Origin of the sequence: Shimia sp. R11_0 (genome assembly GCF_017744035.1) — a bacterium.
Lineage (GTDB): Bacteria > Pseudomonadota > Alphaproteobacteria > Rhodobacterales > Rhodobacteraceae > Shimia > Shimia marina.
In genome coordinates, this window is sequence record NZ_JAGHQY010000004.1 from 76,513 (window position 1) to 90,379 (window position 13,867).

At 57.9% G+C, this 13,867-nt stretch carries 15 protein-coding genes; all 15 read right to left on the reverse strand.

Annotated features, from left to right (window positions below; all coding sequences use genetic code 11):
• Positions 1–23 precede the first annotated feature (23 nt).
• The 15 genes from J7382_RS09655 to J7382_RS09725 all read right to left on the reverse strand — a co-directional run bounded on the left by J7382_RS09655 (position 24) and on the right by J7382_RS09725 (position 13,865).
• The gene (locus tag J7382_RS09655; RefSeq protein ID WP_209068842.1) at positions 24–776 is read right to left on the reverse strand and encodes a biotin--[acetyl-CoA-carboxylase] ligase; all 753 of its coding nucleotides are present in this window, start codon (positions 774–776) and stop codon (positions 24–26) included.
• Between the two features lie 120 nt (positions 777–896).
• The gene (nuoN, locus tag J7382_RS09660; RefSeq protein WP_209068843.1) at positions 897–2,342 is read right to left on the reverse strand and encodes an NADH-quinone oxidoreductase subunit NuoN; all 1,446 of its coding nucleotides are present in this window, start codon (positions 2,340–2,342) and stop codon (positions 897–899) included.
• Between the two features lie 14 nt (positions 2,343–2,356).
• Positions 2,357–3,901 carry an NADH-quinone oxidoreductase subunit M gene (locus J7382_RS09665; RefSeq protein WP_247744941.1) on the reverse strand — a complete coding sequence of 515 codons (1,545 nt, stop codon included), beginning with the start codon at positions 3,899–3,901 and terminating at the stop codon, positions 2,357–2,359.
• Positions 3,901–6,051 carry an NADH-quinone oxidoreductase subunit L gene (gene nuoL, locus J7382_RS09670; RefSeq protein WP_209068845.1) on the reverse strand — a complete coding sequence of 717 codons (2,151 nt, stop codon included), beginning with the start codon at positions 6,049–6,051 and terminating at the stop codon, positions 3,901–3,903. The genes J7382_RS09665 and nuoL overlap by 1 nt, the downstream gene beginning before the upstream one ends.
• A 6-nt stretch (positions 6,052–6,057) precedes the next feature.
• Entirely contained in the window at positions 6,058–6,363 is a 306-nt protein-coding gene (gene nuoK, locus J7382_RS09675; protein WP_058238042.1) for an NADH-quinone oxidoreductase subunit NuoK, read from the reverse strand.
• A 38-nt stretch (positions 6,364–6,401) separates the two neighbouring features.
• Positions 6,402–7,004, reverse strand: a complete 603-nt coding sequence (locus tag J7382_RS09680; protein ID WP_144432450.1) for an NADH-quinone oxidoreductase subunit J — start codon at positions 7,002–7,004, stop codon at positions 6,402–6,404.
• Positions 7,005–7,006: 2 nt separating this feature from the next.
• Positions 7,007–7,414, reverse strand: coding sequence for a carboxymuconolactone decarboxylase family protein (locus tag J7382_RS09685; protein WP_209068846.1), 408 nt, complete (start codon positions 7,412–7,414; stop codon positions 7,007–7,009).
• A gap of 24 nt (positions 7,415–7,438) precedes the next feature.
• The gene (gene nuoI, locus J7382_RS09690) at positions 7,439–7,933 is read right to left on the reverse strand and encodes an NADH-quinone oxidoreductase subunit NuoI (RefSeq protein ID WP_058238141.1); all 495 of its coding nucleotides are present in this window, start codon (positions 7,931–7,933) and stop codon (positions 7,439–7,441) included.
• 1 nt (position 7,934) lies between these two features.
• Entirely contained in the window at positions 7,935–8,987 is a 1,053-nt protein-coding gene (nuoH, locus tag J7382_RS09695; protein WP_209068847.1) for an NADH-quinone oxidoreductase subunit NuoH, read from the reverse strand.
• A 6-nt stretch (positions 8,988–8,993) separates the two neighbouring features.
• A complete protein-coding gene (locus J7382_RS09700; protein ID WP_209068848.1) occupies positions 8,994–9,410 on the reverse strand; it encodes a hypothetical protein in 417 nt (138 codons plus the stop codon).
• A gap of 8 nt (positions 9,411–9,418) precedes the next feature.
• A complete protein-coding gene (gene nuoG / locus J7382_RS09705; RefSeq protein ID WP_209068849.1) occupies positions 9,419–11,431 on the reverse strand; it encodes an NADH-quinone oxidoreductase subunit NuoG in 2,013 nt (670 codons plus the stop codon).
• Between the two features lie 2 nt (positions 11,432–11,433).
• On the reverse strand, positions 11,434–11,838 hold the full coding sequence (locus J7382_RS09710) for a DUF5333 domain-containing protein (protein ID WP_209068850.1): 405 nt from the start codon (positions 11,836–11,838) through the stop codon (positions 11,434–11,436).
• Positions 11,839–11,941: 103 nt separating this feature from the next.
• Positions 11,942–12,325 (reverse strand): hypothetical protein, encoded by a 384-nt coding sequence (locus J7382_RS09715; RefSeq protein WP_209068851.1) that lies wholly within the window; start codon positions 12,323–12,325, stop codon positions 11,942–11,944.
• Positions 12,326–12,334: 9 nt separating this feature from the next.
• Positions 12,335–13,633 carry an NADH-quinone oxidoreductase subunit NuoF gene (gene nuoF / locus J7382_RS09720; RefSeq protein WP_058238050.1) on the reverse strand — a complete coding sequence of 433 codons (1,299 nt, stop codon included), beginning with the start codon at positions 13,631–13,633 and terminating at the stop codon, positions 12,335–12,337.
• Positions 13,634–13,637: 4 nt separating this feature from the next.
• Entirely contained in the window at positions 13,638–13,865 is a 228-nt protein-coding gene (locus tag J7382_RS09725) for a DUF5337 domain-containing protein (RefSeq protein WP_209068852.1), read from the reverse strand.
• Positions 13,866–13,867: the final 2 nt, after the last annotated feature.

The window sequence follows — 13,867 nt, forward strand, 5'->3', positions numbered from 1 at the left end:
TGGAGATCCCCCTTAAGTGCGGATCAGAAAAAGATGTCTGCCGCGGGGATGGCCACGCGGCCCTTCGCGGTCTTCAACACCAGATTGCCCGCGCTGTCCACTGTTTCAAAGGTTCCTGTCGTTTCGTCACGTGTGGTGCGTGCTGTGATCACCTCACCGATACGCGCAGCCCGGGCCAGCCAGGCGGTGCGGATGGGCTCAAACCCATAGGTGACAAACTGTGCCTCCCACTGGGCATAGGCCGGGGCCAGCGCATCCAAGAACTCTTCGGGGCTGACCGCGGCGCCGGTTTCAGACAGGAGCGACACCGGACGTGTGGCCTGTGTCTCGACCGCGCCTGTATCTGGCGCCTGTGCAAGATTGACGCCAATGCCGATGGCGATATGGCTGACTGCGCCGCCGGCCATGCCCGCGCTTTCCAACAAAATGCCCGCCACTTTGCCGCCATTGAGCAGCACGTCATTGGGCCATTTCAGAGAAAGCCCGTCGCTGCGCCCGGTGACCGCGACAAAAGCCTCATAAAGTGCCAGCGAAGCCACAAACGACCGCAGGGCCACCTGATCAGGGCTTTCGGCGGGGCGCATGACCAGCGTGCCTGCAAAATTGCCAGTTGGATCCACCCATGCGCGCCCACGACGCCCACGCCCCTGCGTCTGGCGCAGGCCGAGGATCCATTCCGGCCCGGCAAGCTGAGGCGCAATCCGTGCTGCTTCGGCATTGGTGCTGTCCACTTCCGCCAACACACGGCGACCATAGTCCTGAGGCCAGTTGCTCATCGTTTGTGTCTTCTCACCAGATTTGTTTGCTTGGTCGAAACGACCCTTCCCAATGCCCCTATCAAATGAAACGGCGCGCCCCAAGGGGCGCGCCTCATTCTTTTGCCGATCCTCTAAAGATCAGTGATGTGGCATCAACGCGGCGGCGGCGGTCTGTGCCGCGCTGTCGACGCCAAAGAAATTCCCAATCCCCAGAAGCATCACCGCAGCGCTGGCGGCAAGCAGGATGTTCTGTACCGGGGAGCGCGCCTGATCAAGGCCGTCCGTCTCTTCACCGAAATACATGAAGTACACGATGCGCAGATAGTAGAAAGCGCCAATCACAGAGGCAATCACACCGGCGATCGCCAGCCACGCCAGCCCGCCTTCGAAAGCGGCGCGCAGCACATAGAGCTTACCAAAGAAGCCGAGGAATGGGGGCACACCTGCCAACGAGAACAGCAGGAACAGCATGGCCAGCGCGCGGCCAGAAGACTGTTTGGAATACATGTTCAGGGAGGCAATGTCGGTCACCGGACGTCCGTCTTTCTCCATGGAAAGAATGAAGGCAAAGGTGCCGATGTTCATCGCCATGTAGATCGCCATGTAGACCAGCATCGCTTCGATCCCAAGCGCGGTGCCCGCCGCAAGGCCCATGAGGGCGTAGCCCATATGCGCAATGGAGGAATAGGCCATCAGGCGTTTGATGTTGGTCTGACCAATGGCCGCGATGGCGCCAAGGAACATGGACAGCACGGAGAGCAAGGCCAGGATTTGTTGCCAGTCGCCAATCACGCCGCCAAAGGCATCAAAGAGAACCCGTGCAAAAAGCCCCATGGCGGCCAGTTTTGGCGCGGTGGCAAAGAAAGCCGTGATCGGGGTTGGTGCGCCTTCGTAGACATCCGGGGTCCACATGTGGAACGGCACGGCAGACACTTTGAAGGCCAGACCAGAGACCACAAAAGTCAGGCCAAACAGCAGGCCCAGCGGCGCGTGGCCATGGCCGACAGCTTCGATGATGCCCGCAAACTGCGTGGTGCCGGAGAACCCATAGACCAGCGAAGAGCCATAAAGCAGAAGACCAGAAGACAGCGCGCCGAGCAGGAAATATTTCATCCCCGCTTCGGTGGATTTGACGCCGTCACGACGCAGGGACGCGACCACATAGAGCGCCAGAGACTGCAGCTCCAGCCCCATGTAGAGCACAATCAGGTCGCCTGCGGAGACCATGGTCATCATGCCCACCATCGCCAGGGAAACGAGAATGGGATACTCAAACCGCAGCATGCCACGGCGGGACATGTGATCTTGTCCCATCACCAGAACTGCCGCCCCGGACAGCAGCATCGCCACTTTCGCAAAGCGGGAGAAGGCATCGTCGTTGAACGTGCCATTGAACGCTGCATTGTCGCCGTTGCCGGACACACCAATCCAGACCCCAAGCAGGATGAACACACCGGCCGTCACCCATGTGAGCAACGGTGCGAGCTTGTCCTTGCCGGTATAAACCACGGTCACCAGCGCCAGCATGGCATAGAGAGCCAGAAGGATCTCTGGGAGAATGATATTCAGATCAGCCTGAAGCATATCTCAAGCGCTCCTTAGTGCGAGGCGGCTTGGTCAACGGACGCGCCGTGAGCCAATGCGGTTTCATAGTTGGAAATCAGGTTCTCGACCGATGGGCCGATGATGTCCGTGATCAGTGAGGGGTAGACACCCAGGATCAGGGTCATGGCCACCAGCGGAGCAAAGATCATCTTTTCACGGCTGGTCATGTCGGTGATCGATTTCAGGCTTTCCTTAATCAGATCACCAAAGACCACGCGGCGGTAGAGATACAGCGCATAGGCCGCCGAGAAGATCACCCCAGCCGTGGCCACCAGTGCCACCCATGTGTTGACCTGGAACACGCCCATCAACGTCAGGAATTCCCCAACAAAGCCGGAAGTGCCCGGCAGGCCGACATTGGCCATGGTGAAGAACATGAAGATGGTTGCATAGGCTGGCATGCGGGTCACAAGGCCGCCATAGGCGTCGATGTCCCGGGTGTGCATGCGGTCATAGATCACGCCGACACAAAGGAAGAGCGCGCCGGAGATGAAGCCGTGGCTCAGCATCTGGAAGATCGCGCCGTCAATGCCCTGTTGGTTGGCGGCAAAGATGCCCATGGTCACATAGCCCATATGCGCCACCGAAGAATAAGCAATCAGCTTTTTCATATCTTCCTGCACCAGCGCCACCAGCGAGGTGTAGACTATCGCGATTGCAGACATCCACAGGATCAGCGGCGTCATGACCTCTGACCCAATTGGGAACATTGGCAGGCTGAAGCGCAGGAAGCCATAGCCGCCCATTTTCAGCAAAATCGAGGCCAGAACCACAGAGCCGGCGGTTGGCGCCTGCACGTGGGCATCGGGCAACCACGTGTGCACCGGCCACATCGGCATTTTCACCGCAAAAGAGGCGAAGAAGGCCAGGAACATCAGGGTCTGCACGCCACCAATCACCGTGAAGCCCAGAACATGCATGGTGTCAGATGCAAATTCATGGGTCATGAGTGTTGGAATGTCGGTGGTGCCCGCCTGAACAAACATCGCGACCATCGCCACCAGCATCAGCACCGAGCCAAGGAAGGTGTAGAGGAAGAACTTGAAGGAGGCATAGATGCGGTTGGCCCCGCCCCAGATTCCGATGATCAGGAACATCGGGATCAGGCCTGCCTCAAAGAACAGGTAGAACAGCACCAGATCCAGCGCCATGAACACGCCCAGCATCAGGGTTTCCAGAAGCAGGAAGGCAATCATATATTCTTTGACGCGCTTGGTGACGCCCCAAGAGCCCCAGATCACCAAAGGCATGATGAAGGTGGTCAGCATCACAAAGAGAACCGAGATGCCATCGACCCCCATTTTATAGGTCATGCCCATGACCCATTCCCGTTCTTCCACAAACTGGAAGCCCGGATTGGAGGGATCAAAGCCCGCAAGAATAAACAGCGACACAAGGAAAGTGATCACTGTGGTGGTCAGAGCGACGCGTTTGGCATTGCGCTGTGCCATCTCATCTTCGCCGCGCAGGAAGACCACAAGGATCAGCGCTGCAAACGTCGGCAAGAAGGTGACAAGGGAGAGCAAGCTGTCGTTCATTAGTGCGCTCCTCCGCTGAGCGTCATCCATGTGATCAGCACAACGATGCCGAGGACCATGGCCAGTGCATAGGTAAAGATGTAGCCGGACTGTGCGCGGCCCGCCAATTTGGTGACCCAAGGCACAATGCCCATGGCGAGACCGTTGATGCCGCCGTCAATGACGTCACCATCGCCGCGCTTCCAAAGGAAACGTCCCAAAGCCTGCGCCGGGCGGACAAAGATGAAATTGTAGATCTCGTCAAAGTACCATTTGTTGAGCAGGAAGAGGTACAGCGGACGCTGGCTCTCTGCCCATTTGGCCGGCATGGACGGGTTCCAGATGTAGAACCACAGCGCCATCACAAGGCCTGCGAGCATTGCGATAAACGGGCTGACCTTGACCCATGTTGGCACGTAATGCGCATCGTGCATGACATGGTTGTCCGGGTGGGTGAAGATCGCCCCTTTTGGGGCCTCGCCGTGATGTGCCATGGCCACAGCCGCATGCGCCGGATCGTCATGTTTGGCCGCGTGATCCTCATCCCCATGCGCGTCATGAGAATGATCGTCTTGCTTGGCCTCGGCATGATCGTCTTTGTGACCCTCCGCATGATCTTCGCTGTGCTCTGCATGATGCGCAGGCACGCCGTAGAACTTGTTGACCTGATCGTGGTCACCAAAGAAGGAGCCATACCAGATCATGCCCGCAAAGATCGCCCCAAGTGAGAGCACGCCCAGTGGGATCAGCATGACCATCGGGCTTTCATGGGCGTGATCATGGGTGTGTTTGTTGCCACGTGGCTCGCCATAGAAGGTGAGGAAAATCAAACGCCAGCTGTAGAAGCTGGTGAGCGCGGCCGCCACAACCAGCATCCAGAAGCCATAGCCTCCGGCAGTGCCCGCATAGGCGCTTTCGATCACGGCGTCTTTGGACAGGAAACCGGCAAAGCCAATATGCGTGAGCGGGATACCCACACCGGTGATGGCCAGGGTGCCGATCATCATCGCCCAGAATGTATAGGGGATCTTCTTACGCAGACCGCCGTAGTTGCGCATGTCCTGCTCGTGGTGCATCGCGTGGATCACAGAGCCTGCACCAAGGAAGAGCATCGCTTTGAAGAAAGCGTGCGTGAAGAGGTGGAACATCGCCACGGAGTACACGCCGACACCAGCCGCCACAAACATGTAACCCAGCTGAGACATGGTTGAATAGGCGATCACACGTTTGATATCGTTTTGCACCAGACCGATGGTGGCGGCCACAAAGGCCGTCGAGGCGCCAAGGAAGACGATGAAGGCTTTGGTATCGCCAGCATATTCCATCAGCGGCGACATGCGCGATACAAGGAAGACACCGGCGGTCACCATGGTTGCCGCGTGGATCAGAGCGGACACTGGCGTCGGGCCTTCCATCGCGTCCGGCAACCATGTGTGCAGGAAGAGCTGGGCCGATTTGCCCATCGCGCCAATGAAGAGCAGGAAGGCCACAAGATTGGCCGCATTCCAATCGCGCCACAAGAAGGTGATGGTCATCTCTGCCAGCGCTGGGGCGGCGGCAAAAATATCATCAAACTTGATGCTGTCGGTCAGCATGTAAATGCCAAAGATGCCCAGCAGGAAACCAAAGTCGCCCACGCGGTTGACCACAAATGCTTTCATCGCAGCCGCATTGGCCGAAGGTTTCTTGTAGTAAAAGCCAATCAGCAGGTAGGAGGCGACACCCACACCTTCCCAGCCAAAGAACATCTGAAGCAGGTTGTCGGCGGTCACCAGCATCAGCATGGTGAAGGTGAAGAATGAGAGATAGGCGAAGAAGCGTGCCTTGTAGTGCTCACCTTCTTTCCAGTTCTCATCATGGGCCATGTAGCCCATGGAATAGAGATGCACGAGGGCGGAGACCGATGTCACCACGATCAGCATGATCGCGGTCAGACGATCCACGCGAATGGACCAGGCGGTGTCCAGATGGCCGGATTGGATGAAGTCCAGAACATGCACCTGTTTGACCTGTTCGGCATCCAGACCGATGAAGACGATCCAGCTCAGGAAACACGACCAGAACAACAGACCGGTGGTGAGCCATTGTGCGCCTTTTTCGCCAATCACCCGCCAGCCGAAGCCCGCGACCAGAGCGCCGAAAAGCGGCGCGAAGAGGATGAAGCTTTCCATGATCGCTTAGCCTTTCATCACGTTGACATCTTCCACCGCGATGGTGCCACGGTTGCGGAAGAAGGAGACGAGGATGGCCAGACCGATGGCGGCTTCTGCGGCGGCCACAGTCATCACGAAGAGCGCGAAGACCTGCCCGACCAGATCGTCGAGGAATGCCGAGAAGGCCACAAGGTTGATGTTCACAGACAGCAGAATAAGTTCAATCGACATCAACAGGATGATGATGTTCTTCCGGTTCAGGAAGAGGCCGAAAATGCCGATGACGAAAAGCGCTGCCGCCACGCCTAGGTAGTGTTCCAAACCAATCATATTTGGTCCCTCGGTTCTTTTTATCTCTTCCGGGGGGCTTACAGCCCCTGCCCCGGTTTTACGTCTTTCAGTTCCATCGCGTCTTTGGGATCGCGCCACATTTGCTGCAGCACATCCTGACGCTTGATGTCTTTGCGGTGGCGCAGGGTCAGCACAATCGCTCCGATCATCGCAACCAGCAGGATCAGACCCGCCAGTTGGAAGAGCAGGAAGTATTGATCATAGAGGATCAGACCCAGAGCCTGCGTGTTGTGGGCATCGGTGGGGGTGACAGCACCGCGCAGGGCCTGCGCTTCATCGGCGAACTGCCATACGCCAAAGGCCATGCCCAGTTGCATGAGCAGGATCACCCCGATCAGCAGCGCGAGCGGCATATATTGCGCCATGCCTGCCTTAAGTTCGGCGAAGTCCACATCCAGCATCATCACCACAAAGAGGAAGAGCACGGCCACGGCCCCGACATAGACGATGATCAGAAGCATCGCCACAAACTCTGCCCCCAACAGTACAAAAAGCCCCGCCGCGCTCAGAAACGCGAGAATAAGCCAGAGCACCGAGTGCACCGGGTTGCGGCTGATGACGGTGAAGAACCCGCCGGTGATCACGCAGATCGAAAACAGCCAGAACGCAAGAGCTGCGATGGTCATGTGTCACTTCCCTCTTTTTCCGCCAGAACCTCCTGCACAATTTCCATTGCGCGGGTGGTGGCGGGGATACCTGCGAACATCGACATCTGTCCGATGGTTTCCACGATTTCTTGTTTTGTGGCTTCCACTTCGATCAGGTGCCGAATGGTGAGCCGAATTTGAGAATCTGCCTGAGCGCCCAGCATGGTCAGCGCGCCCAAGGTCAGCAGCAGGCGGGTCTTGGCATCAAGCCCGCCCTGATTGATGGTGTTGCCAAAGAACATCTCCATGACGTCTTTGGGCATGGTGGGCCAGAGCGCCTCAAACCCTTTGGGCGTGAAGGATTCCAGCGCAGGATTGAAGGCTTTGGCCATCTCCTGATACTGGGCGAACATCGCCTGATAGGGGGTTTTGCTGTCGCTCATCGGGTCTCACTCTTTATTGAGGCATCAACGGTACGGGGCGTCGATTTCCAGGTTGCGTGCGATCTCTGCTTCCCAACGTGCGCCATTCTCCAAGAGCTTGGCCTTGTCATAGAACAGTTCTTCGCGGGTTTCGGTCGCAAACTCGAAGTTTGGGCCTTCGACAATGGCATCCACCGGGCAGGCTTCCTGACAGAAGCCGCAATAGATGCATTTGGTCATGTCGATGTCATAACGCGTGGTGCGGCGGGAGCCATCTTCGCGGGGTTCTGCATCAATGGTGATCGCCTGCGCCGGGCAGATCGCCTCACAGAGCTTACAGGCAATGCAGCGCTCTTCGCCGTTTGGATACCGGCGCAGGGCGTGCTCGCCGCGGAAACGCGGGGACAGCGGGCCTTTTTCGTGTGGGTAGTTCACCGTGGCCTTGGGTTTGAAGAAATACTTCATGCCCAGTTTGAAGCCACCGATGAAATCCTTCAGCAGGAAGTAGCCGGCGGCACGTTTGTAGTCGATTGCCGTCATATCAGCCTCCAATCGCCCAGCGGGCGTATGCGCCGCCGAAGAGCTCGAATTTTGCAAGGAAAGACACCAGCACAACCCAGATCAGGGACATGGGCAGGAAGACTTTCCAACCAATGCGCATCAGCTGGTCGTAGCGGTAGCGCGGGGTAATGGCCTTCACCATCGAGAAGATGAAGAAGACAAAGCAGATCTTGGCCAGCATCCATAAAATGCCGTCAGGCAGGAAGTTCACCGGGGACAGCCAGCCGCCGAGGAACAGCAGGGACACCAGCGCGCACATCAGCACGATGGCCACATATTCGCCAATCATGAACAGCAGGAAGGGCGTGGAGCTATATTCCACCTGATAGCCTGCCACCAGTTCGGATTCCGCTTCGGGCAAGTCAAACGGGGGGCGGTTGGTTTCGGCCATGGCGGAAATCAGGAAGAGGAACAGCATTGGGAAATGCGGCAGCCAGTACCAGCTCAATGCGCCATAGTTGCCGTCCTGTGCGTTGACGATGTCACCAAAATTCATCGAGCCGGTGGTGATGATCACACCGATGATGATCAGGCCCAGCGAGACCTCATAAGAGATCATCTGTGCCGCAGAGCGCAGCGAGCCAAGGAAGGGATATTTGGAGTTGGAGGCCCAGCCGCCCATGATCACGCCATAGACTTCAAGCGAGCTGATCGCCATGACATAGAGAATGGCCACATTGAGATCGGAGACCACCCAGCCATCGTTGAAAGGGATCACCGCCCAAGCGATCAGAGCCATCACGAGGCTCACCATTGGGGCGAGCAGGAAGACCACTTTGTCAGAGCCCGCCGGATACACGATCTCTTTCACCGCATATTTCACAAAGTCGGCGAAACTCTGTAGCAGGCCAAAGGTGCCCACGACGTTGGGGCCACGGCGCAGCTGCACGGCGGCCCAGATCTTACGGTCGGCATAAAGCAGGAAAGCCAGCGCGACCAGAAGCGGCACGACAACCAGCAGCACCTGCCCAACGATTGTCAGCAACATGCCAAGGTTAGTGGTGGTAAAGAATGTGTATAGCCAGTCTAGCATAGGTCCTCACACCGTGGGTATTCCGTTGTCTTCGCAGTTCGCGACAACGACTTCTGCGTCAATTGTCTTCAGACCACGCGGCAGCGCGGGAGAGATGGTATAGACCGCATCTCCACTCCAGAGGCCACCTTGATTATCTGTTGTTGTGCGCACATGGCGCGCAAAGCCGAAGCCGCGGATCAGCGCGTATTGCGCCGCCGCACATTCAGCGTAGTCATGTACATCTTCTGCATCCCGCGCACCGCTCATGGCGACGCGGAAATTCACCAGATCCCCTTCCAGAAGGCGGGTTTCCACGCCTTCGTAGATGGGATCAAACGCCACTTCACCGCGCGCCACCTCTCCGCCGGTCTGCGCAGTGCAGGCCGAGAGCCCGGCGAGAGCGACCGGAGCAAGCAGGATATGACGGAGAGACAGAGACATGTTCTTGATTATTCCGCTGCCATCTTGGTTTCGGACCGCGCTTTGGCCGCCGCTGAGAGCTCTGCCATCAGCGCGCTGGCGCGTGCGATTGGATTGGTCAGATAGAAGTCGGAGACCGCAGATTTGAAATCGCCGTTTTTCAGCTTGGCAGGTTCCAGCGGTTGCCATTCATTTTCCACAACCTGATCGATCTGTTTGAGGTGCGGCACCTCTTTCACCAGCGCCTGACGCAGCTGCGCCAGCGAGTCATAGGCCAGCGTGGCACCCAGCTCTGCGCTCAAGGCGCGCAGGATGGCCCAGTTTTCTTTGGCCTGCCCCGGTGCGAAGCCTGCGCGCATGGCCAACTGTGGGCGCCCTTCGGTGTTCACGAAAAGCCCGTTTTCTTCGGTATAAGCCGCGGCGGGCAGGATCACATCGGCGCGGTTTGCGCCACGATCGCCATGGCTGCCTTGGTAGATCACAAACGGCCCTTTGGCGATGTCCACTTCATCCGCGCCAAGGTTGAAGATCACCTCAGCCCCCTCGGTGGCGACGTCCAGACCACCAGAGGTCACCGCGCCCAGATCAAGCGCACCAACACGGGACGCCGCGGTGTGCAGCACCAGCATTTTGCCGCCCATCTTTTCGGTGGCCGCCATGGCGTTGCTCAGCACGGCCACGCCATCGCCTTCGCCAATCGCGCCCTGCCCCACAATCACGATCACACCCTCTTTGGCGGTCGCTTCATCGGCCAGCGCGCCAAGGGCTGCGCGATCTGTGCCCGCGTGCGTGTAGTCATAGGTCAGATCCATGGTGCCATCACCAATCACGGTGACATTGGCGCCTTTGGTCCAGGCTTTGCGAATGCGCGCGTTCAGAACCGGCGCTTCGTTGCGCGGATTGGTGCCAATCAGGATGATCTCCTTGGCACCCTCAATGTCCTCGATGGAGGCATTGCCCACATAGGCCGAGCGGTTGTCCGCCGGAATAGGCGCGCCATTGGTGCGGCTTTCAATGGCCCCACCGAGCCCTTCGACAATCTGTTTCAGCGCAAAGATCGCTTCGACTGGTGCAAGATCCCCGACCAACGCGGCCAGCTTCTTGCCTTTCATGGCTGTGGCCGCAGCAGAGAGCGCTTCGCCCCAGGTTGCGGGCTTCAGCTTGCCATCGACACGCACATAAGGCGTGTCCAGACGCTGACGGCGCAGGCCGTCCCAGACAAAACGGGTTTTGTCCGAAATCCACTCTTCGTTCACGCCGTCATGGTTGCGTGGCAGAATGCGCATCACTTCGCGGCCCTTGGTGTCCACACGGATGTTGGAGCCAAGCGCATCCATCACGTCGATGGTTTCCGTCTTGGTCAACTCCCAAGGACGGGCGGTGAAGCTATATGGCTTGGAGGTCAGCGCGCCCACCGGGCAGAGATCAATGATGTTGCCCTGCAGGTTGCTGTCCAGAGTCTGGTTCAGGTAGCTGGTGATTTCCGCATCTTCGCCACGACCGGTTTGCCCCATCTGAGTGATGCCGGCCACCTCGGTGGTGAAACGCACACAGCGGGTGCAGGAAATGCAGCGGGTCATGGTTGTGGCCACAAGCGGGCCGAGGTTGAGATCATCCACCGCACGTTTGGGCTCTTTGAAGCGGTTTTCGCTGATGCCGTAGGCCATGGCCTGATCCTGAAGATCGCACTCGCCACCCTGATCGCAGATCGGGCAATCCAGCGGGTGGTTGATCAGCATGAATTCCATCACACCTTCACGCGCTTTTTTGACCATGGGGGAGCTGGTTTTCACCACTGGTGGCTGACCCTCTGGCCCCGGGCGCAGATCGCGCACCTGCATGGCGCATGAGGCGGCGGGCTTGGGCGGCCCGCCGACAACTTCCACAAGACACATCCGGCAGTTGCCTGCGATCGACAGGCGCTCGTGGTAGCAGAAACGCGGGATTTCAACCCCGGCCTGTTCGCAGGCCTGGATCAAGGTCATTGCGCCCTCTACCTCGACTTCTTGCTCGTCGATGATGATTTTGCGGAGGTCAGACATGCTCACTTCGCCCTCAAATACACGCCGATCTGGCTGTTTCGTTCGATTTCTGTCCGCCCGAGCGCACAGAATGTTTCGGGATCGTCGTAAGACGCGCCCTTATGCTTGAAATAGGCCTCACCACGGGCACGCATACGCGCCTTTTCGGTGTCAGACCTCATATAGCTTTTGATTTCTTCGTCACTGTAGCCCAACTGACGGGCCTTGCGGATCAAGCCCCAGCCATCAGAGAGCCCCTTGACGGTGCGCGCATCAATGCTGTCGCAGACTTCGGAAATTTCAAAAGCGACCAGCGCCCAGTAAAGCGGCTCGTCAATCTCTTTGACTTCCCGCAGAGGGGGATTGGCCAGCGCCATGCTGCCAGTCAAAATGGCGGATACCAGAACGGCAGACATCAACGGTTTCATGCGGACACTCCTTTTGCATTGGCAAAGCAAGTCTTTGCCGCGCTCAGGTGAGACGCAGGACACACTGATAGGCAATAACAACCGGGGTATGTCAGATAACAGGTCACGGACGACAGAACCCTTCGAGTTGAATTTTGTCATCCACAGGAATGAGCCCTTCGCTTTCAGGGCCAACAACCCACTCCACATTGGAGGTGCCATATTCGCCGATACAGTATTTGACCGCCTCATGGGCCCCGGCCTGACGCGCACCGTTCAGGCTTTGGTTGGCCCGGGACACCGTGACCGTGAAGTGATCGCGCGCATCCTTGCTGACTTCTTTGGCCTTGGACTTGAAATTAAATCCGTCGAAGGTGACCGAAGCGCTTTTATTGCGGAAACTATCGCGGAAGCCATCTCCACAAGCCGAAAGCGCTGTGGCTGCGACAAGCAGCACCGCGATAGAGGCTGGCGACAGACGCTGGCTTTTTACGATAGTTCTGATCATGGTCTTGGATTACTCCGCTGCAATGGCGCTTTTGCGCCCGGTTTTATTGGCTTTGATCCGGTCCTCGATCTCATCGCGGAAGTTGCGGATCAGGCCCTGAATTGGCCAGGCCGCCGCATCGCCAAGCGCGCAGATCGTGTGGCCTTCAACCTGTTTGGTCACATCCCAAAGCATGTCGATCTCTTCGATCTCTGCTTCGCCTTTCACCAGACGATCCATCACGCGCATCATCCAGCCGGTGCCCTCGCGACACGGGGTACACTGACCACAGCTTTCGTGTTTGTAGAATTTGGACAGACGCCAGATCGCTTTGACGATGTCGGTCTGCTTGTCCATGACGATGACCGCTGCGGTGCCAAGGCCAGAGCCAAGGTCGTTGCGCAGATAGTCAAAATCCATGATCGCATCGCGCATGTTTTCACCGCGCACACAGGGCACCGATGAGCCACCGGGGATCACAGCCAGCAGGTTGTCCCAGCCGCCACGAATGCCGCCGCAGTGCTTCTCTATCAGTTCCTCAAAGGAGATCGACATCTCCTCTTCGACCACACAGGGATTGTTCACATGGCCGGAAATACCGAAGAGTTTGGTGCCTGCATTGTTGGGGCGACCAAAGCTTGCAAACCACTCGCCGCCGCGACGCAGGATGGTCGGCACGACTGCGATGGATTCCACATTGTTCACCGTGGTCGGGCAGCCATAAAGACCTGCGCCCGCCGGGAAGGGTGGCTTCATGCGGGGCATGCCTTTTTTGCCCTCAAGGCTTTCCAGCAGAGCGGTTTCTTCACCACAGATATAGGCCCCTGCCCCGTGGTGCAGGAACAGGTCAAAATCCCAGCCAGATCCGGCTGCGTTTTTGCCCAGAAGACCCGCATCATAAGCTTCATCAATGGCCGCCTGAAGCGCTTCGCGCTCGCGGATGTACTCGCCGCGAATGTAGATGTAGCAGGTGTGTGCGTTCATGGCGAAAGAGGCAATCAGCGCCCCTTCGATCAGCGTGTGCGGATCGTGGCGCATGATTTCGCGGTCTTTACAGGTGCCGGGCTCAGATTCATCGGCGTTGATCACCAGATAGGCCGGACGACCATCGCTTTCCTTGGGCATGAAGGACCACTTCAGGCCGGTCGGGAAGCCCGCACCACCGCGCCCACGCAGGCCAGAGGCCTTCATGGTGTCGATGATCTTGTCACGCCCCTCTTGGATCAGCTTTGCGGTGCCATCCCAATGACCACGCGCCTTTGCACCTGCCAAAGTACGGTCATGCATGCCGTAGAGGTTGGTAAAGATACGGTCTTGATCTTGGAGCATCCCGTTACCCTTTGTCTTCCTGACGCGCGCGCCAGATTCTGAATATCAACACCAAGGCGAAGACAAACCCCGCCAAAGCGATCAGATCGAGCAGGGCCCGCGTGCGCTCTGGCAGCGCAAGCCATTCCCCGATCACAATGGCTGCAATCCAGAACAACCCCGTGCCTGCGATCACAACGGCGGCAAAGCGCCCCTGTTTGGCAGTGGGAGAGTTCTGAAAATCAGCCGCCATGG

Bases quoted from the DNA above. Each gene is read 5' to 3' on its own strand.
- J7382_RS09655 (WP_209068842.1), bottom strand. From the start codon at position 776: ATGAGCAACTGGCCTCAGGACTATGGTCGCCGTGTGTTGGCGGAAGTG.
- nuoN (WP_209068843.1), bottom strand. From the start codon at position 2,342: ATGCTTCAGGCTGATCTGAATATCATTCTCCCAGAGATCCTTCTGGCT.
- J7382_RS09665 (WP_247744941.1), bottom strand. From the start codon at position 3,901: ATGAACGACAGCTTGCTCTCCCTTGTCACCTTCTTGCCGACGTTTGCA.
- nuoL (WP_209068845.1), bottom strand. From the start codon at position 6,051: ATGGAAAGCTTCATCCTCTTCGCGCCGCTTTTCGGCGCTCTGGTCGCG.
- nuoK (WP_058238042.1), bottom strand. From the start codon at position 6,363: ATGATTGGTTTGGAACACTACCTAGGCGTGGCGGCAGCGCTTTTCGTC.
- J7382_RS09685 (WP_209068846.1), bottom strand. From the start codon at position 7,414: ATGAGCGACAGCAAAACCCCCTATCAGGCGATGTTCGCCCAGTATCAG.
- nuoI (WP_058238141.1), bottom strand. From the start codon at position 7,933: ATGACGGCAATCGACTACAAACGTGCCGCCGGCTACTTCCTGCTGAAG.
- nuoH (WP_209068847.1), bottom strand. From the start codon at position 8,987: ATGCTAGACTGGCTATACACATTCTTTACCACCACTAACCTTGGCATG.
- J7382_RS09700 (WP_209068848.1), bottom strand. From the start codon at position 9,410: ATGTCTCTGTCTCTCCGTCATATCCTGCTTGCTCCGGTCGCTCTCGCC.
- nuoG (WP_209068849.1), bottom strand. From the start codon at position 11,431: ATGTCTGACCTCCGCAAAATCATCATCGACGAGCAAGAAGTCGAGGTA.
- J7382_RS09710 (WP_209068850.1), bottom strand. From the start codon at position 11,838: ATGAAACCGTTGATGTCTGCCGTTCTGGTATCCGCCATTTTGACTGGC.
- J7382_RS09715 (WP_209068851.1), bottom strand. From the start codon at position 12,325: ATGATCAGAACTATCGTAAAAAGCCAGCGTCTGTCGCCAGCCTCTATC.
- nuoF (WP_058238050.1), bottom strand. From the start codon at position 13,633: ATGCTCCAAGATCAAGACCGTATCTTTACCAACCTCTACGGCATGCAT.
- J7382_RS09725 (WP_209068852.1), bottom strand. From the start codon at position 13,865: ATGGCGGCTGATTTTCAGAACTCTCCCACTGCCAAACAGGGGCGCTTT.